We start from the raw sequence: 20,245 nt of genomic DNA on the forward strand, positions 1-20,245 counted from the left end.
AAGCTGTCAATAAAGTCACAAAAGCGCGCACCGCCCGGGTGCCGAATGTTCACCGTCGAACAGTTGCCCTTGAGCACTTGACGGCTCGGGTCTAACGTTGAGTTTTCTCACCATCGCTAGCCAACACACCTTGGCGGGGCCCAGCCATGACACCCATCACGGACACACTTCCAGACCCGGCATCGCCTGCCATGCGCAAGGCGGCGACCTCCTTGATCCTGAACCAGCTCAGCGAACTGGTGGCGCAGGACACGGACTGGATGGCTGCTTGCCGCAAGCGCATCAAGGACCGGATGTCGGATGCCAAACACATCACCTTCAACAACGACCTCAAGATCCGGCTGATCGAAAGCCAACTTGAAAAAGGGACCGCGGCAGCCGAGGGCGCGCCACCGGTCAAAACTCTGATCCAGGAACACCAAGCCCTGACCGACAAAAACCACCAACTCCAACGCACAGCACACGTATGTGCGCTTGCCTTGAAATTGATGGATCAACAGGCTCAGGCTGGGGCGGTTATCTAGCCGAAACGGAAGCTGGAGGCGGTCACGCCACCAAAAACGGTCTCGTCGTGATACACACACTCTGCTGCATCGTCATAGGCAGCTCCCACGGCTACCATGAGGGGCAGCAAGTGCTCTTCGCGAGGGTGGCAGATTCGGGCCGCAGGCGCTGATTCCCAGTTCACCAATGCCTCTGCGCGCACGGAAGGCGATGCAGCCATCGCTTCCTGCAACCAGACGTCAAAGGCTTTGGAAGGAGCCCGCCCGCCGGAACCGAAATTGCGCAGGTTGTGATAACTCAGGCCGCTGCCCACGATCAACACGTCTTCATCCCGCAACGGCGCCAAAGCGCGACCCAGGGCAATGTGCTCTGCCGGGTCCAGCCCTGCGCGCAGGGACATTTGCAACACAGGCACCTTCGCGTCCGGGTACATCACGGCCAAGGGCACAAAAGTGCCGTGGTCGTAGCCGCGCTGAGGGTCTAGCGCCACCGGCAAGCCGGCTTCCTGCAGCAATCCCTGCACCCGCAGCGCCAGCTCCGGGGCGCCCGGCGCGGGATACACCACCGAGTACGTGTGTGCGGGAAAGCCACCATAGTCGTAAACCATGCCGGGCGCGGGGTTGGAGCCCAGCGTGAAGGCCCGCTCTTCCCAATGGGCGGTAATCATCAAAACAGCTTTGGGCGTGCGGCCGATCTGGCGTGGCATATCGGCCAGTGCGGTGTCCAGGCTGGCCAGCATGTCGCGCATGTCGGGCATCCAGGGCCAGGGGCCGCCACCGTGGGACACAAAGTAGGTAGGCAATCGGGTTGTCATAGGGTTCTCCTAGTCATTGGTGCGCAATGCAACGGGGCTCAGTGGCCCAAGTCAATGGTGGCGGCCAGCGGCACACCGGCAGGCGCTTCGTAGTCTGCCAACACCCAGGCGCGCGGGCTGTGCGCCGCCGCATCCTGCAGCAGCTCGGTGATGGTGCGTATGGACCCGCGGTCCAGGGCAGCAAAAGGCTCATCCAGACATGTCAACTCAGCTCCACTGGCACACGCGGCCGTGATCCAGACTTTGCGCTTGGAGCCGGTGGACAACATGTACATGGGCTTGGGCAGATGTTCTTCAAGGCCTAGCGCCGAGACAAGCTCTGCACACAGTTCCACATTCCACTGCGGCCACTGACGACGGCTTTGCTGGAAAAACTGCGCTGCAGGCGTCTGGTCCCAGGCGCTGGTGCGCGGATCCATCCAGAAGGCTTTTTGCCGGTACTGCGCGGGCTGACTTTGCAGGCCGGTACCGGCCAGTTGCAAGCTGCTGCCTGCTACCGCCAAATCGCCGGCCAACATGCGCAACAGGCTGCTCTTGCCGCGCCCTTCCCCACCAGTCACCAGCGTCACACCCGACTGCAACTGCACGTCCAAAGGGCCCCACAAGGTGTGCGGTCCCACGCTGCAGCGCAAGCCGCGCGCATGGAGTACCGGGGTGTTGGAAACAGATTCAGCCGACATGAAAAGGCAAACTCCGGATAAAGAACGCTATAAAAACAATAGCTGCTCGCGCACAGCAATCGTGCGCCAAAGCCTGATTTTGCATAAAAAAAGGCCAGCCTTCCGGCCGGCCTTCCGGTGGGCGGCAAAAGCCGCGCCGCTGTCGCAATTACTGCTTGATAGCTTCGAGTGCGATGGTGATGGTCACGTCGTCGCCCACGTACGGTGCAAATTTGCCGGCGTTGAACTCTGAGCGCTTGATGGTGGTGGTGGCTTCCGCACCGATCACATCCTTCTTGTTCATGGGATGGGTAGTGGACACGAAGTTCACGATCTTCAGGGTCACAGGCTTGGTCACGCCCTTGATGGTCAGGTTGCCGTCCACAGAAGCAGGCTTGTCACCGTCAAACACCACTTTGGTGGACTTGAAAGTGGCGGTAGGGAACTTGGCGGTGTCGAGGAAGTCTTCGCCCTGGATGTGGCCGTTGAATGCGGCGAAGCCGGTGTCCACAGCCTTCATGTCAATCACGACATCCACAGCGCCTGTCTTGGCAGCCTTGTCAAAAGTCACGGTGCCGGTGGTGTTGTTGAAACGGCTTTGCTGGGTGGACAAACCGAAGTGGTTGTACGAAAAACGGGGGAAAGTATGCGAAGGGTCCAGGTTGTAAGTCGCGGACTGGGCGCTGGCAGCACCGGCGAAAGCGGACAGTGCCAAAGCGGCAGCGATGAGGGAAGTACGCATGAAAACTCCTGATTTACGGGTTGGTTAAAAGAGAACTGGAAAAAACTTAAATCTTGCCCACGCCGGTCAGCGCGAGCTTGAACTTGACCTGCACGTCGTCAGCGACCATGGAGGTGTCAGCCCACTCGTTCTCGCCGATCTTGAAGGCGAGGCGTTTGATCGGGAACGTACCGGTCACGGTGGTAGTGGCACCGCTCTGGGCCAAGGCCACAGGCACCACCACATCACGGCTGTTGCCCTTGATGGCGAGCTTGCCGCTCACTTCGAACTTGCCACCACCCAGGCCTTTGACGGCGGTGGACTGGAAGGTCGCCTGTGGAAACTTGGCAGTATTGAACCAGTTGGGTCGGGGCAGCTCGGCGTCCGTCTCAGGAACACCTAAAGTGGCGCTGGCGATGTCGACGGTGAATGCAATCTTGCTGGTGTCTGGCTTGGCAGGATCAAAAGCAATCTGCGCATCAAACTTCTTGAAGCGGCCTTCCACCGGCACACCCATCTGCTTGCTCACGAACACGATTTCGCTCTGGGCGGGCACCAGCTTTTGCTGGGCAAAAGCGGACACCCCCATGAATGCAGATGCTGCAATGGCAGTAGACAGAAATACGCGGGAAACCAACATGTCAAATCCAATCAAAAAATCGGGTCAAAAGGGGGTTCAATCGCGGCCGAGCAACATGCGGTTGATCAAGCCATCGCGGTCTATCCACTGGTGCTTGAGTGCAGCGGCAATGTGCAGACCGGCCAGTCCGATCAAGGCAAACGCACTAAGTTCATGAAAAGGCTTGATCATTTCGGCAAGCGCCTTGTCTGCAGGCACGAAATCAGGCAATGGCAACACGCCAAACACCACGATGGGGAAGCCCGCCGCAGAGCTATACGCCCAGCCGATCAGCGGCACCAGGAAAAACAGGGCATACAGCGCGTGATGGGTGCCATGGTGGGCCCAGTGTTGCCACGCAGGCATGGCCGCAGAAATTTTGCCGGGCAGTTCAGGCGGACGGTGGGTCAAGCGCCACAACAAGCGCAACGCGGAAAGCGCCAGGATGGTGATACCGGCCCACTTGTGCCAGTTGTACAGCTTCAGACGGGTGGGGAAAAAGGCAGGTCGGTCATGTAAACGCCGACAGCAAAAATCCCGATCAGGGCCAGCCCCAGCACCCAATGCAGCACGATGGCCGTCAGGCTGTAGCGCTTGGTGCCAGCGTCGAAGGAGGAGGTGTGGGTAGATGCCATGCCCTGAAGTCTAGGGGGGCATGAATTGCTGATTTTTGAATCTAATTGATGACTTGATTCAAAAAATGTGAACAGTCAAGTTCCCGGATCCACATGCCGAACCTTGCCGGTTGCGACAAACGGCGCGGCTCAGCGCCCTGAACGGCGCATTTCGCGCAACATGAACAAATACAGCCCTTCCACCTTATCGCGGGCCCAAGGGGTTTTGCGCAAAAACTTGAGACTGGAGCCCACACTGGGCTCAAAGGTAAAGCAGCGCACCGGAATGCGCTCGCCCAAGCCGTCCCAACCGTAGTAATCGGCCAGTTCCGTCACGATGGCCTCCAGCGTTTTGCCATGCAGCGGGTTGTTGGCCTGCTTGGCCGGTGCGGGCGGGGGCGTGTCGGTACTCATGCCGCAATTGTCGCAGGCCGCCGGAGACGCAAAGGGCGAGATGCCCTCACCCCTCAAACTGCGGATGCAATTGCCGGATGCGCGACATCGCCATGCCAGCGGCGGCCGTGCGCGTCTCCACGCCCAGCTTCACAAACACGCGTTCCAGGTGTTTTTTCACGGTCATGGGGCTGCTACCCAGAATGTCGCCGATGTCTTTGTTGGTCTTGCCCTTGACCACCCAGTAGAGCACCTCCGCCTCGCGAGCGGTGAGCTTGAAGGACAGGCTCATGGCTTCAATGACAGCGGTGTCTGACACCTCGCGCATCACGATCAGCCAATCCCCACCGGCATCGCTGTCGCCGATCTGTTGGTGCAGCCGGAAGGTCAGACGCTTGGGGCCGCGTTCCAGGCTCAGTTTGGCAGGCTCGTCCCCGCGCGCCATCGTTTGCAGGCAGGCCTGCAACCAGCCTAGAACTTCGGGCGGCGTGTTGGGCGCCTGGGTGCCGCAGTAGCGCTCCAGCAGGTCGCGCGCCAAGGGCGTTTGCCACATCAGGCAGCCATCGGCAGCACGCACGGTGATGGTGGCGTAGCCGAAAGCATCCAGCGCATTGCGGGTCTGACGCCGCTCGCGCGCGCCGGCCAGGTGCACTCCCATGCGGGCCAGCACTTCCTTGGGCTTGATGGGCTTGGTCACATAGTCCACCCCACCGCTCTCCAGTGCCGCCACCAGATATTCGGTCTCGGTCAGGCCCGTCATGAAGATGATGGGAATGTGCGTGGTTTGCGGCGCGGCCTTGAGGCGACGGGCGACTTCAAAACCGTCCATGCCGGGCATCATGGCGTCCAGCAAAATCACATCGGGCAAAGCCTGCATGGCGCGCATCAGGGCGGCTTCGCCGGAGGTGGCGATCAACACCGTGTAGCCGGACTCGTCCAGCGCATCGTGCAGCACAGACAGGTTGTCGGGCACATCGTCCACGATGAGCACCACATCGCTGTTGGCGCGATCCAGCGTGCCATCCAGACGCGCGGCATCACTCGGGTCAACGGAGTTCATCTGCGGGGCTTGCATCGAGCACTTTCTGCAATTGTTCGGCCATGGTCTCAAACTGGTACTGGCGGGCCAGCGCCTCCTGCTGCGCAATGAAGGCCGCGCACTCGGGGTGCCGCACCTGCAGGCTTTGCAGCTGGTTCAAAACGCCCCGGTAGTAACCCAGGCGCGCCACTTCCAGCAAGGCGCGGCAGTCACTAGCGGGCAACGCTCCCACTGCCACAGGCTGCATATCTTGGGCCACACTCGGGGCGGACTGCGTGGAAACCTCTACCGTTGGCTTGTCCACCCACACCAACTCCAGCCGGCGCTCCAGCCAGTCCAGCAACTCGCTGTGGCGCACGGGTTTGACGATGAAGTCTTCCGGTGGCAAGCCCAGCCCGTTGTCCAGCCCCCGGTCAAACGCATTGGCAGACACGATGGCCACCTGCGGCTCGCTGCCACCCAGTGCCGGGTTGGCTCGGATGCGGCGCAGCGTTTCCCAGCCATCAATGCCGGGCATGGCGAGATCCAGCAGCACCACATCCGGCTGCAGTCCGGCGGCCAGCAGGTCCAGGCAATCGTGGCCACTGGCAGCAGTGCGCACTTCAAAGCCCAAGGGCTCCAGCAGGCTCACCAGCAGCTCGCGGTCCGCCTCCTCGTTATCCACCACCAGCACTTTGCGGCGCGCACCGGCATAGGCCACGCGCGGCTTGCTGTGGGGGGCCGCGCGCTGTGCGCTTGGCGGCGGCATGTGCAAGTCCGGCAGGAACAAGCGTACCTTGAACACCGAACCTTGGCCGAGCACACTGGTTGCTGACAACTCGCCGCCCATGAGGTCGGTGAGCATCTTGGCAATCGTCAAGCCCAAGCCCGACCCGCCCGACGCCACGCTTGCACCCGATGCCGCCGTCGATCCGCGGGTGAAGGGCTCGAAGATACGCTCCAACTCTTGGGCAGGCATGCCGGGGCCGGTGTCATGAATTTCGATATGCGCCATCTCCCGCGCATAGCGCAGCACCAAGCGCACACTGCCCGTGGCCGTGAACTTGATGGCATTGCCCAGCAAGTTGATACAGATCTGCCGCAGGCGCTTTTCGTCCGCCCTCACCCACTCCGGCACATTGCCCTGCACCTCAAACTGAAACTGCAGCCCCTTGGCTGCCGCCTGCAATTCGAACATGCCGGCCAGCTCGGCCATGCCGTTGGCGAACTGCATGGGCTTCACATTGAGGGTGAGCTTGCCGCTTTCGATGTGGGCCATGTCCAGCGTGCCCTCAATCAGGGACAGCAAGTGTTCGCCGCCCCGCTTGATAACACTCACCGCCTGCTTGCGGTGGGGCGGTATAGCCGCATCCTCGCCCATGAGCTGCGCGTAACCCAGGATGCTGTTGAGCGGTGTGCGCAGTTCGTGGCTGATGGCACTGATGTAGCGGCTCTTGGCCTGGTTGGCCGCCTCGGCGGCTTGGCGGGCTTGCTCGGCCACGCGCTTGGCGTCCTGCAATGCAATATCGGTCAGGCGGTGCGATTCAATTTCCTGCAGCAGCAAGTGACTCTGGCGGTTGGATTCTTCTTGTGCCACCTGCCGGCTTTTGTGCGCCAGCACCAGCCACCAGGCCACGATGCCGGACATCAGCATCAGCGCAGCAAAGGTTTTGCTGAAGCCTGAGCGCAACGCGGCCTCTACCGCCAGGCGCTGGTCGGTCAATGCCGCCAAGGCCCCCAACTCCTGCTGGTAAAACATGGCGAACACCGTGGCCAGCAGGGGCAGGATGACCAGCATCAGCAGCAGAAAGTGCCCCAGCCCCGTGTCCAGAAACGGCCACACCCTTTTGGGCAACAGCCAACGCAAAGCGGCGGACCATTGGGTGGCCAAGTTCGCATGCGGTTTGCACATGTCGCCACAGCGCGCATCCAGCGTGCAGCACAGCGAGCAGATGGCGCCCTGGTAGGCCGGGCAATGGGCCATGTCAGGCCCCTCGTATTCGCGCTCGCAGATGACGCAACGCTGCACTTGGGGTGCCCCTGCGGACGTTGGAGTTTGGGTGGCACTGCGTTTTGCTCCGTGTCCCCCGCCTGCTGCGCAGGCTCCTCCTTGACCTGCGCAAAACGCATTGCCGCCCAATCTCCCGTCACCGGCGCGCGCGAGGTAGTACTTGCCTTTGGTCCACCACGCAATCAAGGGCGAGGTCACCATGGCCGTGACCAGGGCCACCACCGCAGAGAAAGCCTTGGCCAGTTCCCCAAAGAGGCCGAGGTAAGCCAGGATGGACAGCAATGACGCCATGGCCATGGCCCCCACCCCCACGGGATTGATGTCGTACAGATGCGCCCGTTTGAACTCAATGCCCTTGGGCGACAAGCCCAAAGGCTTGTTGATGACCAGATCGGCCACCACGGCCATGATCCAGGCGATGGCGATGTTCGAATACAGGCCCAACACCTCCCCCAGCGCCTGAAACACATTCATCTCCATCAGCATGAAGGCGATCACGCTGTTGAACAGCACCCACACCACCCGCCCGGGGTGGCTGTGCGTGAGGCGCGAGAAGAAGTTGCTCCAGGCCAATGAGCCGGCGTAGGCGTTGGTCACGTTGATCTTGAGCTGCGAAACCACCACGAACACCGCCGTCGCTGCCACCGCCCAGCCCAGCGAAGGGAACACATATTCATACGCAGCCAGGTACATCTGGTTCGGATCCACCGCGCGCTCCGTGGGCACGCTGTGCTGGATGGCGAGGTAGGCCAAATACGCACCGCCCAGCATCTTGACCACACCCAGAAGTACCCAACCCGGCCCCCCGACCAAAACACCGGCCCACCAGCTAAAGCGGTTGGTGGCGGTGCGCTGGGGCATGAAGCGCAAGTAGTCGGCTTGCTCCCCCATCTGGGTAATCAGGGCAATACCCACCGTGAGTGCAGCACCAAAGAGGTGCAAGTTAAAGACGCCTGCAGTGCCTTGCTCCCCAGCGTAGTGCGTAATGCCGGTAAAGGCTTGCGGATCACGCACCAAAACAAATCCGAATGGCACCGCCAGCATGATCAGCCACAGCGGCTGCGTCCAAATCTGCAGGCGGCTGATGGTGGACACGCCGTGGGTGACCAAGGGAATCACCACCACCGCGCAAATCAGGTAACCCCAGGTAGGCGGTATGTCCAGGGCCAGCTCCAGCGCATAGGCCATGACGGCCGCCTCCAGCGCGAAGAAGATGAAGGTGAACGAGGCATAAATCAGCGAGGTCAGGGTGGAGCCGATGTAGCCGAAGCCCGCGCCGCGCGTGAGCAAGTCCATATCCACCCCATAGCGGGCGGCGTACACACTGATGGGCAAGCCTGCCAGAAAAATCACCAGCCCCGTCATCAGAATGGCCCAGAAGGCGTTCACAAAACCGTACTGCACGAGCAAGGTGGCGCCCACGGCTTCCAGGATCAGAAAAGAAGCCGCCCCGAAAGCGGTGTTGGCCACCCGCCATTCCGACCACTTGCGAAAGCGCTGTGGCGTGAAGCGCAGGGCGTAATCCTCCATGGTCTCGCTGGCGACCCAGTTGTTGTAGTCGCGGCGGATCTTCACCACCCGCTGGGCGGGGGCTTCCGGGGGTGGAGGGGGCAGCATTTCAATGGACACGCGCTGCAGGGTGCAGTTTCCATGCCATTGCCGCAGGCAAGACTGCGGCCTTTGGCGTACGCCCCCCCCACAGGGCACGGGGATTGCTTAGTATGCACCATCTGCAGACACATCGGACCGACCATGGAACTCACGCCCAGTGTTCGGCCGTCATTTGCGGCCGCACGAGCCATTTAACTAGATATTGAGTGAAACGATATGGAACTTACCCCTCGTGAAAAAGACAAGCTCATGCTGTTCACTGCCGGATTGCTGGCAGAGCGCCGCAAAGCCCGTGGCCTCAAACTCAATTACCCTGAGGCCGTGGCCCTGATCAGCTGCGCCGTGATGGAAGGCGCGCGTGACGGCAAAACTGTGGCCCAGCTCATGAGCGAAGGCCGCACCGTGCTGACCCGCGATGACGTGATGGACGGCATCGCCGAGATGATTCCGGACATCCAGATCGAAGCTACCTTCCCCGACGGCACCAAGCTCGTCACTGTCCACCAGCCGATCGTATGAACACCCCCCGGCTTGCCCACTTCGTGTGGCCGCTTTCCCCCTTGCAGGGGCAACACCAGCGGCCCGGCAAAGCCGGTTCCGCGGTGTTCCTGGTTAAGACGACCTCCCCTCTTCTCGCTCACTTTTGGAGATTCCATGCGTTACCCATCGAAATCCGCTCTTCTTTTCATAGCTGCTGGCGCACTATCCACGGGCGCCAGCGCCCATATGGGCACTGATCTGCATAGCCATGGCAGCTTCATGACCGGCCTGCTGCACCCGCTGGGTGGACTGGACCACTTGCTGGCCATGCTGGCCGTCGGTGTCTGGAGCGCAGTGTCTGCCCGCCGTGCCGGGCCTGCCTTGTTGTGGGGGCCGCTCGCCTTCGCCAACATGCTCGTGCTGGGCGCCCTGCTGGGCCTCCGAGGCATGGGCGGCGCCGTGGTGGAGCCCATGGTGGCTGCGTCCGTGCTGGCGCTGGGCCTCTTGGTACTCACACGCCAAGGCATGAATGCCGCAGCCTCCATGGTGTTGGTGGGTGGCTTTGCTGTGTTCCACGGACTGGCCCACGGGGCGGAGTTAGCAGCTACGGGTGACGCAGTTGCGCCAGTGGCCGGCATGTTTGTGACCACCATCGCGCTGCATCTTTCAGGCGTGGCACTGGGCTGGTCCTTGCGTGCTGCCAATGTGTGGGCAACCCGCGCCACCGGCGCTGCCGTGGCTACCTCGGGCCTCGCCCTGTTGATGCAATTGGCGTGAAGGACGGCCCCATGATCCCCGGCGAACTCATTCTTGACGACGGCGAACATCTACTCAACACGGGCCGCCGCACCGTGACGGTGGTGGTGCAGAACCAGTCGGACCGGCCTATCCAGGTCGGTTCCCACTACCACTTTGCAGAGACCAATGGCGCGCTCGGCTTTGACCGTGCGGTGGCGCAAGGCATGCGCCTGAACATCGCCTCCGGCTCGGCCGTGCGCTTTGAGCCCGGGCAGCAACGTACCGTGGAGCTGGTGGAGTTTGCCGGCGACAGAATGATTTACGGCTTTCGCGGCCTGACCCAAGGGAGTCTTTGAACATGGCAACGATTGGACGCCGCGCCTACGCGGAAATCTTTGGCCCCACCACTGGCGACCGCGTGCGCCTGGCAGATACCGGCCTGATCATTGAGGTCGAAAAAGACTACACCCTGGCCGCTGGCAGCTATGGCGAAGAGGTGAAGTTCGGCGGCGGCAAAACCATCCGCGACGGCATGGCGCAAAGCCAGCGAACCAGAGCGGAAGGTGCAGTGGACTGCGTGCTGACCAACGCCCTCATCCTGGACCACTGGGGCATCGTCAAGGCCGACATCGGCCTCAAGGGCGGGCGCATTGTGGCCATTGGCAAAGCCGGCAACCCTGACACCCAGCCGGGTGTGGACATCATCATCGGGCCGGGCACCGAAATCATCAGCTGCGAGGGCAACATCGTCACCGCGGGCGGCATTGACTGCCATATTCACTTCATCTGCCCGCAGCAGATTGAAGAAGCACTCTCCAGCGGCGTGACCACCATGATGGGTGGCGGCACGGGCCCTGCCACCGGCACCTTTGCCACCACTTGCACGCCAGGCCCCTGGAATATTGAGCGCATGCTGCAAGCGGCCGATGCCTTCCCCATGAACCTGGGCTATTTTGGTAAGGGCAATGCCAGCCTGCCCGGCGCACTGCATGAGCAGATCAACGCCGGGGTGATCGGCCTCAAGCTGCATGAAGACTGGGGCAGCACGCCCGCTGCCATCAGCAACTGTCTGGATGTGGCTGACGAAACCGAGATTCAGGTAGCCCTGCACTCGGACACGCTCAACGAATCCGGCTTTGTGGAGAACACCATTGAAGCGACCAAGGGCCGTGGCCTGTGCGCCTTCCACACTGAAGGCGCGGGCGGCGGACATGCGCCGGACATCTTGAAGGTCGTGGGCCAGGCGAACTTTCTGCCCAGCTCTACCAACCCCACCATGCCTTACACCCAGAACACACTGGACGAGCATGTGGACATGCTGATGGTCTGCCACCACCTGGACGCGGGCATTGCGGAAGACCTGGCCTTTGCCGAGAGCCGCATCCGCAAGGAAACCATTGCGGCGGAAGACATCCTGCACGACATGGGCGCGATCTCCATGATGAGCAGCGACAGCCAGGCCATGGGCCGCGTGGGCGAAGTCATCATCCGCACTTGGCAGACGGCCGACAAGATGAAGTCGCAGCGTGGCAGCTTGCCCGAAGACAGCAGCCGCAACGACAATTTCCGCGCCAAGCGTTACGTCGCCAAGTACACCATCAACCCTGCGATCGCGCACGGCATCAGCCATGAAGTCGGCAGCATCGAAGTCGGCAAGTGGGCCGACCTGGTAATCTACAAACCCGCTTTCTTCGGCGTCAAACCCGCGCTGATATTGAAGGGCGGCTTCATCGCCCACGCCGCCATGGGCGACCCGAATGCGTCCATCCCCACCCCGCAGCCGGTGCACTACCGCCCGATGTTCGGCAGCTTTGGTGGCGCGCTGCACCGGGGCTCGCTGACCTTTGTGTCCCAATCGGGCTTGAACGCAGGCATCAAGGAACGCTTCGGCCTGGCCAAAAACGTGTCAGCGGTGAAAAACATCCGTGGCATACGCAAACAGCATATGGTGCACAACAGCTACTTGCCCACCATGGAAATCGACGCGCAAACCTACACTGTGCGCGCCGACGGCCAACTGCTGACGTGTGAGCCGGCAGTCAAGCTACCCATGGCACAGCGCTACTTTTTGTTCTGAAGCCGCATCACGCAACCCATGGACATTCGCATCGATGACCTTCAGGGGGCGGCCATTGCAGCCCTTCTGCAAGTGCACCTGGATTCGATGCACCAGCACTCGCCACCGGAGAGCGTGCATGCCCTCGATCTGGATGCCTTGCGTCACCCGTCCATCACCTTTTGGACGGCGTGGGAGGGTGAAGTGCTGCTGGGCTGCGGCGCGCTCAAAACGCACAGCGCCACCCACGCAGAGCTCAAGTCCATGCGCACCGCCGCGGGCCATGAACGGAAAGGGGTTGCGCGCGCCCTGCTGCGGCACATGGAAACCGCGGCACGCGCAAAAGGTGTGCAGCACATCAGCTTGGAAACCGGCACCAACGCCCCGTTCTTCCCGGCCCACAGACTCTATGAAAGCGAAGGCTTTGTAGAGTGCGGCCCGTTTGCCGAGTACCAGATAGACCCCTGGAGCCGGTTCATGACAAAGGCCCTCGTCTAAGGGCTAACCCGCTTCTATATGCGTACGAATCCAATTCGCAAAAACAGCCTCTTCCATGTCACCGGCTGCAACTCTGAGCATGGTCAAGATGCAGTCCGAGTCGTCCGCCATCAATTCGTACCCATTCAAGGCCAAAAACAACTCGACGGCGACAAAGGCCGTGCGTTTGTTGCCATCGCTAAACGGATGGTTGCGCGCAATGCCAAAACCATAGGCTGCGGCCAACTCGGCGATGTCAGGCGTGCCATAGTGAGACAACTGCACGGGACGGGCGACCGCCGATTCCAAGGCGTTCGCGTCACGCAGTCCGGCCAAGCCGCCATGCTCGGCCAATTGCTCCTCATGGACGGCGTACAGGACCTCGCTGGCAATCCAGCGCCAAGTGCGACCAGGCGCACTCATTTGGCCAGCTCATGCAAAACAGCGCGCCGCTTTTTCATGATGCGCCGGGCTTCCGTCATCTGTGCCTCAAACTCAGGGTCGTACGTGGATAGCGTCACGCCGTTGGCAGCCTCGCTCATGAAAAGGGTGTCACCCTTCTCCACCTTCAGCCGTGCCAACACTTCTTTGGGCAAGATAACGCCCACTGAGTTTCCAATTTGTGTGAGTTTGACTGCGGACATGCAAGGCCCCTTCGAGTTATAACGTTTGTTATATTAACAGTCACTCATTCACCCTTCAAGCTGTCTCATGCTCCAAGTCTCCAAATGCATTCCCCAAGGCCAAGGCCTGGCACCGGTCCTCGTCAAGCGCGCCGTCACCGTCGAGCTGGATTGGGACGTGCGCCAGAAAAGCCGTTTTGATGCCACCGACAGCCAAGGCCGCCAGATCGGCGTGTTTCTGCCCCGTGGCACCGTCGTGCGCGGTGGCGACGTGCTGGTGGCCGAAGACGGCTCGCTCATCGTCGCCAAAGCCGCACCGCAAGCGGTGCTGAAGATCACCCACTGCCGCAATCACGGCACACCCTTCGACCTGATCCGTGCGGCCTACCACCTTGGCAATCGCCATGTACCCATCGAGTTGCAGCCCGACCACCTGAAGATTGAGCCTGACCACGTGCTGGCCGACATGCTGCGCGCCATGCACCTGATCGTGAATGCGGTGGACGAGGCGTTTGAGCCCGAGAACGGTGCCTACGCCACCGGTGGACACCACGGCGGCCATCACCACGGACACGATCACCACGACCATGGCCATGACCACGGGCATTCCCACGCCGGCCACAGCCATGATCACGCACCCCAGCAGGCAGCGACTTTGCGTGGCATTCCGGTGGCAGTGCAAGCCAAACCGCATGTGCATGGCCCGGACTGCAACCATGGTCACGACCATGGCCACCACCACGGCGACCAATAAACAAGCAACACCATGCTCGACAGCAGCCTGATGCAGCTCATGTGGCTGGCCTCCCCGGCCTTGCCGATTGGCGGCTTTTCATACTCCGAATGCCTGGAGGCGGCCGTGGATACTGCGCGAGCCGCTACAGAAAGCGAAGCATCCGTGTGGCTGGTCGACCAACTGCACATGACGCTGGCCCGCTCGGAGCTGCCAGCGGTGGCCCAAGCCATTTCCGCCTGGCGCGCAGACGACCAGCCCCGCATTGCCGAGCTGAATGCCTGGGTGCTGCAGACCCGCGAGAGCGCAGAGCTGCGGGCGCAAACCGAGCAAATGGGCAAGAGCCTGCTGGAATGGCTGAAGAACCACACCACGGCCACGCCCGCACAAATCGCCCTGCTCGCCGCGCAGGAACCCACCTACCCCATCGCATTCGCGCTGGCCGCAAGCGCTACACAGGCCCCAGTGCGCGAATGCCTGCTGGCCTTTGCCTTCGGCTGGGCCGAGAACATGATGCAGGCCGCCATCAAAGCCGTGCCGCTGGGCCAGAGTGCCGGGCAGCGCATCCTGTCCGCGCTGACCGCCGAGATTCCTTTCGCTGTCGATTACGCCCTGAGCGTGAGCGACGACACCCGCCAAGCCTTCAGCCCCATGCTGGCCATCCTGAGCAGCCAGCATGAGGTGCAGTATTCAAGGCTTTTCCGCTCCTAGCGCCCGTTGAATATGCGTAAGAAGCTCACTTTTTGATAGCAAACACCATGTCCGCACTTCACCACATCGCCAACCGTACCAAGACCCTGCCGCCCCTGCGCGTGGGCATAGGCGGCCCCGTCGGCTCCGGCAAAACCACCCTGCTGGAAATGCTGTGCAAGGCCATGCGCGACCAGTACGACCTGGTCGCCATCACCAACGACATTTACACCAAGGAAGACCAGCGCTTGCTGACCGTGAGCGGCGCCCTCCCCGCCGAGCGCATCATGGGTGTGGAAACCGGCGGCTGCCCGCACACTGCCATCCGCGAAGACTGCTCCATCAACCTTGAGGCCATTGACCGCATGCTGGTGGACTTTCCCAACGCTGACATCGTGTTTGTGGAGAGCGGTGGCGACAATCTGGCCGCCACCTTCAGCCCCGAGCTGAGTGACCTGACCATCTACGTGATCGATGTGGCTGCCGGAGAAAAAATCCCCCGCAAAGGCGGCCCCGGCATCACCAAGAGCGACCTGTTCGTCATCAACAAAACCGACCTCGCCCCCCACGTGGGCGCCAACCTCGACGTGATGCGCGCTGACACCGAGCGCATGCGCAACACCCCCAAGGGCATGAAGCCTTTTGCGATGACCAACCTCAAAGACCTGACCGGCCTGAAGGAGGTGATTGCGTTCATCGAAACCAAAGGCATGCTCAAGGCCGGCTAGAATACGAAGCTCAGGAAGCTTGGCCGAGCGGTTTAAGGCACCGGTCTTGAAAACCGGCGAGGGTTTATCCCCTCCGTGAGTTCGAATCTCACAGCTTCCGCCAAACACCCCTTTGGCGCAGTGCTCAGGCGTCACAACGCCGCTTCATGACCACCGACGCATCCCTCCCCCCACTCTCGGCGCTGTTCAAGCAGCAGGCCTTCGTTCGCTATTGGTTCGCCCGCATTGCCGGCATCATGGGCAACCAGATGCTCATGGTGGCAGTCGCGTGGCATATGTACGACCTGACCTCCAGCGCCTGGGACCTCGGGCTCGTGGGGCTGTTTCAGTTTGTGCCGGCACTTGTGATGACCTTGCCCGCCGGGCATGTGGCCGACCGCCTGCACCGAGGCCGTATCTTTGCGGCCTGCATGGCCTTGCAGGCTGGCGTGGCGCTCACGCTGCTGAGCGCCACTTTGGGGAACTTCGCGTCCCGTGAACTCATCCTGCTTATCTCCGTCGTGCTCGGCTTGGCCCGCGCCTTCCAGATGCCGGCCCAGCAAGCCCTGGTGGCGCTGCTGGTCCCGACTAACTTGCTCGGGCGCGCGGTAGCACTCAGCTCCACCGGCATGGAAATCGCGGTCATCAGCGGGCCGGCGCTGGGCGGGCTGCTCTACGCACTAGGGCCCACCAACGTGTACATCTGCTGCACAACGCTGATGGTGCTGGCCACCGGCCTGATTCTGGCGGTGCATTACAAGCACAAACCTTCCAACTTGGCCGCCAGTTGGTCTACCCTGTTTGCCGGCGTGCGCTTTGTGTGGGAACGCAAACTGCTGCTGGGCGCCAGTTCGCTGGACTTGTTTGCGGTGTTGCTGGGTGGCGCGACCGCCTTGCTGCCGATTTATGCGCGCGACATCCTGCACACCGGGCCTACGGGTCTGGGCTTTTTGCGCGCTGCGCCCGCAGTGGGCGCGCTCACCATGTCACTGGTGATCACCCGCTGGCCCTTGCGCCGGCATGTGGGAAAGCGCTTGCTGAGCGCCGTGGCGGTGTTCGGGTTGGCCACCGTGCTGTTCGGCCTGTCCGAATCGTTCTGGTTATCGATGTTCGCCCTCACCGTGACCGGTGCGGCGGACTGCATCAGCGTGGTCACCCGCAATACCTTGGTTCAGCTGGAAACACCCGACGAGATGCGCGGGCGCGTGGCCGCTGTCAACTCCATCTTCATCGGTGCCTCGAATCAATTGGGTGAATTCGAATCGGGCGCCACGGCGGCGATGTGGGGCCCGGTGGGCTCGGTAGTGGTCGGCGGCATAGGCACCATGCTGGTGGCTGGCTTGTGGTTCAAGCTTTTCCCGGCTTTGGCCCACCGCGACCACATGGAGCCCCAAGGCAGTCGGTAAGCGCCAACAGCGCGCTCAAGTCCACAGGTCCAGTGGCGGGTCGGCCACCACTGCCCGCAGAATGTCGGAGCGGGACACGAAGCCCTGCACCGCACCCGCCTCGTCCACCACCGGCAAACCGGGCAATCCGGTATCCAACAGCACGCGCGCAAGCCGGCGTATGTCGGTATCAGCGGCCACGCTGGGCACCGGGGTCCACATCACTTCCTGCACGCTTTGGGCCAAGAAGGTGCGCCATACCAGCGCATGGGCATCGGCCCGGGGCAAGTGCTCGGCGCGGGTCAACTCCGCACGGGTGAGCAACCCTACCAAAACACCCTCTGCAGACACCACGGGGGCCTGCGCAATGCCATGCTGGTTGAGCAGCGCCCAGGTTTGCTCGATGGTGGAGGTGTCTGGGACCGTCACCACCTCGTGGCTCATGATGTCGGCCACCCGGGTCAAGGGCTGGCGGATCTGTGCAGGTTTGCTAACCTCGCCATAGGCCGCCAGTGCCGTCCGATGCGCGATGTCGGTGGCAGGCGCTTCATGGGCAGAAGCGTTCAGCACATCGGCAAAGCGCAGAGGACTATGGTCCTGGGCATTCAGCCCCAGCGCTTCGATGCGGCGGGTGCGTGCAGCGCGGCGTATGCCGGCTACCTTACCCAACTCTTCGAGCGAGCCCCGGAATATCTGCCCTGCTGTACCGTAAACCGAAAACATGGCGTCTCCCTGCATGGCCGGGCGGGCCGCGGCGCAGCCCGTTCAGTCCGGATTGGACAGGAAAATTTCCTGCAAGTCACTCAAAAAGTCGAAGCCTTTGACCGTCGGACGCACGCGGGCAAAGTCCCGCTCAATCAGGCCTTTGCGCTCGGCCTCCTCCAGCCCCTTTTGGATGGCGGTAATGGCCAGCCCGGTGCGCTCGGTAAAGTCGCGCAGCCCGAAACCATTGCGCAAGCGCAAGGCATTGAGCATGTACTCAAACGGCAAATCGGCGCGGGCCACCTCGTCGTCTTTCGCCACTGCGTGGCCGGCCAGCGCCTGCTCCATGTAGCGGGCCGGGTCACGAAAGCGCACCTGCCGCACCACCCGGTGTGCAAAGCTGAGCTTGCTGTGCGCGCCGGCGCCTAGCCCCAAGTAGTCGCCAAACTGCCAGTAGTTGACGTTGTGAAAACAGCGGTGTCCTTGGCGTGCATAGGCCGACACCTCGTACCGGTCCATCCCGGCCGCAGCGGTGACCTCGGTAATGCGGTCCAGCATGGCATAGGCCGTGTCGTCTTCCGGAATTTGCGGCGGGAACTTGGCGAAGTAGGTGTTGGGCTCGATGGTGAGGTGGTAGATCGAGATGTGCGGCGGCTGGAACTGCAGCGCGGTGGCGAGGTCAACATCGAGTTGCGCCTGCGTCTGCCCCGGCAGGGCGTACATGATGTCGAGATTGAAGGTGTCGAACGAGGCAGCCGCTTCTTCCACTGCCGCCAGCGCCTGCGCACGGTCATGCACCCGGCCCAAGGCTTTCAGGTGGGTATCGTTAAAGCTTTGCACCCCGATGGACAGCCGCGTCACGCCCGCGCCACGGAAAGCCTTGAAACGGTCTTTCTCAAAGGTGCCGGGGTTGGCCTCCATGGTGATCTCGCAGTCCGCCTCCAGCCGCAGCCGGGCACGGATGTCGCCCAACAATCGGTCGATGGACTCCGGCGAAAACAGGCTGGGCGTGCCGCCACCAATAAAGATGCTGTGGATGTTGCGCCCCCAGATCAGGGGCAAAGCGGCCTCCAGGTCGGCGATGACAGCGTCGATATAGCGCTTCTCTTGAAGGCCATCTTTGGCCTGTTCATGCGAATTGAAATCGCAGTAAGGACACTTCTTGATGCACCACGGCAGATGGACATACAAAGACAAAGGCGGTAGCGCACTGAACTGCAGGCTGCCGGGGCGCATGTAGTGCTGAATATCGCGCTGCACCGCGGCAGCGCCCTCGGCAACGGGCTTGATGGGAATCATGCGCCTCAGGCTCCGAGCCAGTTGGATCGGATCAATGCAGCCATCGCAGCAGCCGCGCGGCCACGGTGGCTGTGGGCGTTTTTGACTTCCACGGGCAGCTGGGCAAAGGTCTGGCCGAACTCGGGGATCCACATCACCGGGTCAAAGCCGAAGCCGTTGCTGCCCACCGGCTCAGGCGCAATCAGCCCTACCACACGGCCTACTGCAATCAGCGGCTCGGGGTCGTCCACACTTCGCACCGCCACCAAGGTGCTCACCAGCGCTGCGCGGCGGTTGGTCACGTCCTTCATTTGCTCCAGCAGGGCTGTGACGTTGTTGTCATCCCCTTTGGAATAACCGAACTGGGTGGCGTAGTAGGCTGTGTCCACACCCGGCAATCCGCCAAAGGCGTCCACACACAAGCCGGCGTCATCTGCCAGCGCGGGAAAGCCGGTGTGCTGGGCGGCGTTGCGCGCCTTGGCCAGCGCGTTTTCAATAAAAGTACGAAACGGCTCGGGCGACTCGGGCACGCCGAGGTCGCCCTGGCGCACCAGCTCGCAGCCCAACGGGGCGAACATGGCATTGAGCTCGGCGAGCTTGCCTTGGTTATTGGATGCAAGAACAATCTTCATATGAAATAGCCCTCTGGCGCCCGCGGAATATACGCGAGCAGCTATTGTTTTGATAGTGCCTGCTGCTGCAACAGCATGAGTTCACCCACGCCTTTTTCAGCCAGCGTCAGCAGTTGGTCCATCTCGGCGCGGGTAAAGGCCACGCCTTCGGCCGTGCCCTGCACTTCCACAAAGTGGCCGGCACCGGTCATCACCACATTCATGTCGGTGTCGCATGCGGAGTCTTCGGTGTACTCCAGGTCCAGCAAGGGTGTGCCTTCCACAATGCCCACGCTGATGGCCGCCACCGCCGAGGTAATAGGCGTCTCGGTGATCTTGCCAGCGGCCAGCAAGCCATTGACTGCGTCTTGCGCAGCCACGAAGGCGCCGGTGATGGCTGCGGTGCGGGTGCCGCCGTCGGCTTGGATCACATCGCAATCGAGCTGAATGGTGCGCTCGCCCAGTTTTTTCAGGTCAAACACTGCGCGCAGCGAGCGGCCGATCAGCCGCTGAATCTCTTGGGTGCGGCCGGTTTGCTTGCCGCGGGCAGCCTCGCGGTCGCTGCGGCTGTGGGTGGCACGGGGCAGCATGCCGTATTCGGCAGTGACCCAACCTTCGCCACTCCCCCGCTTGTGCGGCGGTACTTTTTCTTCGACCGACGCGGTGCACAGCACCTTGGTGTTGCCGAACTCAATCAACACCGAGCCCTCAGCGTGCATGGTGTAGTGGCGGGTGATGCGCACCGGGCGCAGTGCATCGGCGGCGCGAGCGCCTTGGCGGACAAATGCTGTCATGGGGTCT

The 20,245-nt window shown here is 61.9% G+C and carries 23 protein-coding genes, 1 tRNA gene and 1 pseudogene; 11 read left to right on the plus strand and 14 right to left on the minus strand.

The window, feature by feature from the left end; genetic code table 11:
- Window positions 1-146: 146 nt before the first annotated feature.
- Window positions 147-524 carry a hypothetical protein gene (locus tag RAN89_RS17190; RefSeq protein ID WP_313867441.1) on the plus strand — a complete coding sequence of 126 codons (378 nt, stop codon included), beginning with the start codon at window positions 147-149 and terminating at the stop codon, window positions 522-524.
- Here RAN89_RS17190 and RAN89_RS17195 read toward each other — a convergent pair.
- The 8 genes and pseudogenes from RAN89_RS17195 to RAN89_RS17230 form a co-directional block, all read right to left on the minus strand.
- Window positions 521-1,318 (minus strand): DODA-type extradiol aromatic ring-opening family dioxygenase, encoded by a 798-nt coding sequence (locus RAN89_RS17195; protein WP_313867442.1) that lies wholly within the window; start codon window positions 1,316-1,318, stop codon window positions 521-523. The two genes, RAN89_RS17190 and RAN89_RS17195, sit on opposite strands and share 4 nt — an antisense overlap.
- A 38-nt stretch (window positions 1,319-1,356) precedes the next feature.
- On the minus strand, window positions 1,357-1,998 hold the full coding sequence (locus RAN89_RS17200) for an ABC transporter ATP-binding protein (RefSeq protein WP_313867443.1): 642 nt from the start codon (window positions 1,996-1,998) through the stop codon (window positions 1,357-1,359).
- 148 nt (window positions 1,999-2,146) lie between these two features.
- Window positions 2,147-2,719: a YceI family protein gene (locus tag RAN89_RS17205; RefSeq protein WP_313867444.1), complete on the minus strand. Its 573-nt coding sequence runs from the start codon at window positions 2,717-2,719 to the stop codon at window positions 2,147-2,149.
- A 46-nt stretch (window positions 2,720-2,765) separates the two neighbouring features.
- Window positions 2,766-3,287 carry a YceI family protein gene (locus RAN89_RS17210; RefSeq protein ID WP_428984509.1) on the minus strand — a complete coding sequence of 174 codons (522 nt, stop codon included), beginning with the start codon at window positions 3,285-3,287 and terminating at the stop codon, window positions 2,766-2,768.
- Between the two features lie 87 nt (window positions 3,288-3,374).
- A pseudogene (locus RAN89_RS17215) lies at window positions 3,375-3,952 on the minus strand (cytochrome b).
- A gap of 129 nt (window positions 3,953-4,081) precedes the next feature.
- Entirely contained in the window at window positions 4,082-4,345 is a 264-nt protein-coding gene (locus RAN89_RS17220) for a VF530 family protein (protein WP_313867446.1), read from the minus strand.
- Window positions 4,346-4,391: 46 nt separating this feature from the next.
- Complete coding sequence (locus RAN89_RS17225) at window positions 4,392-5,384, minus strand: response regulator (protein ID WP_313867447.1); 993 nt, start codon at window positions 5,382-5,384, stop codon at window positions 4,392-4,394.
- Entirely contained in the window at window positions 5,371-8,970 is a 3,600-nt protein-coding gene (locus tag RAN89_RS17230) for a hybrid sensor histidine kinase/response regulator (protein WP_313869429.1), read from the minus strand. Before RAN89_RS17230 ends, RAN89_RS17225 begins: the two co-directional genes overlap by 14 nt.
- Window positions 8,971-9,180: 210 nt before the next feature.
- Here RAN89_RS17230 and ureA point away from each other — a divergent pair, with 210 nt between their 5' ends.
- From ureA to RAN89_RS17255, 5 genes are all read left to right on the plus strand, one after another.
- Entirely contained in the window at window positions 9,181-9,483 is a 303-nt protein-coding gene (gene ureA / locus RAN89_RS17235) for an urease subunit gamma (RefSeq protein WP_087494817.1), read from the plus strand.
- Window positions 9,484-9,618: 135 nt separating this feature from the next.
- Window positions 9,619-10,221 carry a HupE/UreJ family protein gene (locus RAN89_RS17240; RefSeq protein ID WP_313867448.1) on the plus strand — a complete coding sequence of 201 codons (603 nt, stop codon included), beginning with the start codon at window positions 9,619-9,621 and terminating at the stop codon, window positions 10,219-10,221.
- 11 nt (window positions 10,222-10,232) lie between these two features.
- Complete coding sequence (locus RAN89_RS17245) at window positions 10,233-10,538, plus strand: urease subunit beta (RefSeq protein ID WP_313867449.1); 306 nt, start codon at window positions 10,233-10,235, stop codon at window positions 10,536-10,538.
- 2 nt (window positions 10,539-10,540) lie between these two features.
- On the plus strand, window positions 10,541-12,259 hold the full coding sequence (gene ureC, locus RAN89_RS17250; RefSeq protein WP_313867450.1) for an urease subunit alpha: 1,719 nt from the start codon (window positions 10,541-10,543) through the stop codon (window positions 12,257-12,259).
- An 18-nt stretch (window positions 12,260-12,277) separates the two neighbouring features.
- Window positions 12,278-12,736 carry a GNAT family N-acetyltransferase gene (locus RAN89_RS17255; RefSeq protein WP_313867451.1) on the plus strand — a complete coding sequence of 153 codons (459 nt, stop codon included), beginning with the start codon at window positions 12,278-12,280 and terminating at the stop codon, window positions 12,734-12,736.
- Between the two features lie 3 nt (window positions 12,737-12,739).
- On the opposite strand, the gene RAN89_RS17260 is transcribed toward RAN89_RS17255, so the two are convergent.
- Both RAN89_RS17260 and RAN89_RS17265 read right to left on the minus strand, forming a co-directional pair.
- On the minus strand, window positions 12,740-13,138 hold the full coding sequence (locus tag RAN89_RS17260; protein WP_313867452.1) for a type II toxin-antitoxin system death-on-curing family toxin: 399 nt from the start codon (window positions 13,136-13,138) through the stop codon (window positions 12,740-12,742).
- Window positions 13,135-13,359 carry an AbrB/MazE/SpoVT family DNA-binding domain-containing protein gene (locus RAN89_RS17265; RefSeq protein ID WP_313867453.1) on the minus strand — a complete coding sequence of 75 codons (225 nt, stop codon included), beginning with the start codon at window positions 13,357-13,359 and terminating at the stop codon, window positions 13,135-13,137. Before RAN89_RS17265 ends, RAN89_RS17260 begins: the two co-directional genes overlap by 4 nt.
- A gap of 67 nt (window positions 13,360-13,426) precedes the next feature.
- Between RAN89_RS17265 and ureE the strand changes: the two genes are divergently transcribed.
- The 5 genes from ureE (at window position 13,427) to RAN89_RS17290 (ending at window position 16,874) form a co-directional block, all read left to right on the plus strand.
- Window positions 13,427-14,092 carry an urease accessory protein UreE gene (gene ureE, locus RAN89_RS17270; RefSeq protein WP_313867454.1) on the plus strand — a complete coding sequence of 222 codons (666 nt, stop codon included), beginning with the start codon at window positions 13,427-13,429 and terminating at the stop codon, window positions 14,090-14,092.
- 12 nt (window positions 14,093-14,104) lie between these two features.
- Complete coding sequence (locus tag RAN89_RS17275) at window positions 14,105-14,782, plus strand: urease accessory protein UreF (protein WP_313867455.1); 678 nt, start codon at window positions 14,105-14,107, stop codon at window positions 14,780-14,782.
- Window positions 14,783-14,829: 47 nt separating this feature from the next.
- On the plus strand, window positions 14,830-15,489 hold the full coding sequence (gene ureG, locus RAN89_RS17280; protein WP_087494823.1) for an urease accessory protein UreG: 660 nt from the start codon (window positions 14,830-14,832) through the stop codon (window positions 15,487-15,489).
- A 13-nt stretch (window positions 15,490-15,502) separates the two neighbouring features.
- Window positions 15,503-15,592: transfer RNA gene (locus RAN89_RS17285), tRNA-Ser, on the plus strand.
- Between the two features lie 43 nt (window positions 15,593-15,635).
- The gene (locus RAN89_RS17290; RefSeq protein WP_313867456.1) at window positions 15,636-16,874 is read left to right on the plus strand and encodes an MFS transporter; all 1,239 of its coding nucleotides are present in this window, start codon (window positions 15,636-15,638) and stop codon (window positions 16,872-16,874) included.
- Window positions 16,875-16,889: 15 nt separating this feature from the next.
- On the opposite strand, the gene RAN89_RS17295 is transcribed toward RAN89_RS17290, so the two are convergent.
- Genes RAN89_RS17295 through rph form a run of 4 tightly spaced genes read right to left on the minus strand, consistent with a single transcriptional unit; the run spans window position 16,890 to window position 20,238 of the window.
- Window positions 16,890-17,576, minus strand: coding sequence for a CBS domain-containing protein (locus tag RAN89_RS17295; protein ID WP_313867457.1), 687 nt, complete (start codon window positions 17,574-17,576; stop codon window positions 16,890-16,892).
- 42 nt (window positions 17,577-17,618) lie between these two features.
- Window positions 17,619-18,854, minus strand: a complete 1,236-nt coding sequence (gene hemW, locus RAN89_RS17300; protein ID WP_313867458.1) for a radical SAM family heme chaperone HemW — start codon at window positions 18,852-18,854, stop codon at window positions 17,619-17,621.
- 5 nt (window positions 18,855-18,859) lie between these two features.
- Complete coding sequence (locus tag RAN89_RS17305) at window positions 18,860-19,465, minus strand: non-canonical purine NTP pyrophosphatase (RefSeq protein WP_313867459.1); 606 nt, start codon at window positions 19,463-19,465, stop codon at window positions 18,860-18,862.
- 41 nt (window positions 19,466-19,506) lie between these two features.
- On the minus strand, window positions 19,507-20,238 hold the full coding sequence (gene rph, locus RAN89_RS17310; protein WP_313867460.1) for a ribonuclease PH: 732 nt from the start codon (window positions 20,236-20,238) through the stop codon (window positions 19,507-19,509).
- Window positions 20,239-20,245 lie beyond the last annotated feature (7 nt).

Origin of the sequence: Rhodoferax mekongensis, assembly GCF_032191775.1 — a bacterium.
Lineage (GTDB): Bacteria > Pseudomonadota > Gammaproteobacteria > Burkholderiales > Burkholderiaceae_C > Allorhodoferax > Allorhodoferax mekongensis.

Bases quoted from the DNA above. Each gene is read 5' to 3' on its own strand.
- RAN89_RS17275 (WP_313867455.1), top strand. From the start codon at position 14,105: ATGCTCGACAGCAGCCTGATGCAGCTCATGTGGCTGGCCTCCCCGGCC.
- hemW (WP_313867458.1), bottom strand. From the start codon at position 18,854: ATGATTCCCATCAAGCCCGTTGCCGAGGGCGCTGCCGCGGTGCAGCGC.
- RAN89_RS17295 (WP_313867457.1), bottom strand. From the start codon at position 17,576: ATGTTTTCGGTTTACGGTACAGCAGGGCAGATATTCCGGGGCTCGCTC.
- RAN89_RS17255 (WP_313867451.1), top strand. From the start codon at position 12,278: ATGGACATTCGCATCGATGACCTTCAGGGGGCGGCCATTGCAGCCCTT.
- rph (WP_313867460.1), bottom strand. From the start codon at position 20,238: ATGACAGCATTTGTCCGCCAAGGCGCTCGCGCCGCCGATGCACTGCGC.
- RAN89_RS17200 (WP_313867443.1), bottom strand. From the start codon at position 1,998: ATGTCGGCTGAATCTGTTTCCAACACCCCGGTACTCCATGCGCGCGGC.
- RAN89_RS17190 (WP_313867441.1), top strand. From the start codon at position 147: ATGACACCCATCACGGACACACTTCCAGACCCGGCATCGCCTGCCATG.
- RAN89_RS17230 (WP_313869429.1), bottom strand. From the start codon at position 8,970: ATGCTGCCCCCTCCACCCCCGGAAGCCCCCGCCCAGCGGGTGGTGAAG.
- RAN89_RS17265 (WP_313867453.1), bottom strand. From the start codon at position 13,359: ATGTCCGCAGTCAAACTCACACAAATTGGAAACTCAGTGGGCGTTATC.
- ureC (WP_313867450.1), top strand. From the start codon at position 10,541: ATGGCAACGATTGGACGCCGCGCCTACGCGGAAATCTTTGGCCCCACC.
- RAN89_RS17225 (WP_313867447.1), bottom strand. From the start codon at position 5,384: ATGAACTCCGTTGACCCGAGTGATGCCGCGCGTCTGGATGGCACGCTG.
- RAN89_RS17305 (WP_313867459.1), bottom strand. From the start codon at position 19,465: ATGAAGATTGTTCTTGCATCCAATAACCAAGGCAAGCTCGCCGAGCTC.
- ureE (WP_313867454.1), top strand. From the start codon at position 13,427: ATGCTCCAAGTCTCCAAATGCATTCCCCAAGGCCAAGGCCTGGCACCG.
- ureG (WP_087494823.1), top strand. From the start codon at position 14,830: ATGTCCGCACTTCACCACATCGCCAACCGTACCAAGACCCTGCCGCCC.
- ureA (WP_087494817.1), top strand. From the start codon at position 9,181: ATGGAACTTACCCCTCGTGAAAAAGACAAGCTCATGCTGTTCACTGCC.
- RAN89_RS17220 (WP_313867446.1), bottom strand. From the start codon at position 4,345: ATGAGTACCGACACGCCCCCGCCCGCACCGGCCAAGCAGGCCAACAAC.
- RAN89_RS17245 (WP_313867449.1), top strand. From the start codon at position 10,233: ATGATCCCCGGCGAACTCATTCTTGACGACGGCGAACATCTACTCAAC.
- RAN89_RS17205 (WP_313867444.1), bottom strand. From the start codon at position 2,719: ATGCGTACTTCCCTCATCGCTGCCGCTTTGGCACTGTCCGCTTTCGCC.
- RAN89_RS17240 (WP_313867448.1), top strand. From the start codon at position 9,619: ATGCGTTACCCATCGAAATCCGCTCTTCTTTTCATAGCTGCTGGCGCA.
- RAN89_RS17210 (WP_428984509.1), bottom strand. From the start codon at position 3,287: ATGGGGGTGTCCGCTTTTGCCCAGCAAAAGCTGGTGCCCGCCCAGAGC.
- RAN89_RS17195 (WP_313867442.1), bottom strand. From the start codon at position 1,318: ATGACAACCCGATTGCCTACCTACTTTGTGTCCCACGGTGGCGGCCCC.
- RAN89_RS17260 (WP_313867452.1), bottom strand. From the start codon at position 13,138: ATGAGTGCGCCTGGTCGCACTTGGCGCTGGATTGCCAGCGAGGTCCTG.
- RAN89_RS17290 (WP_313867456.1), top strand. From the start codon at position 15,636: ATGACCACCGACGCATCCCTCCCCCCACTCTCGGCGCTGTTCAAGCAG.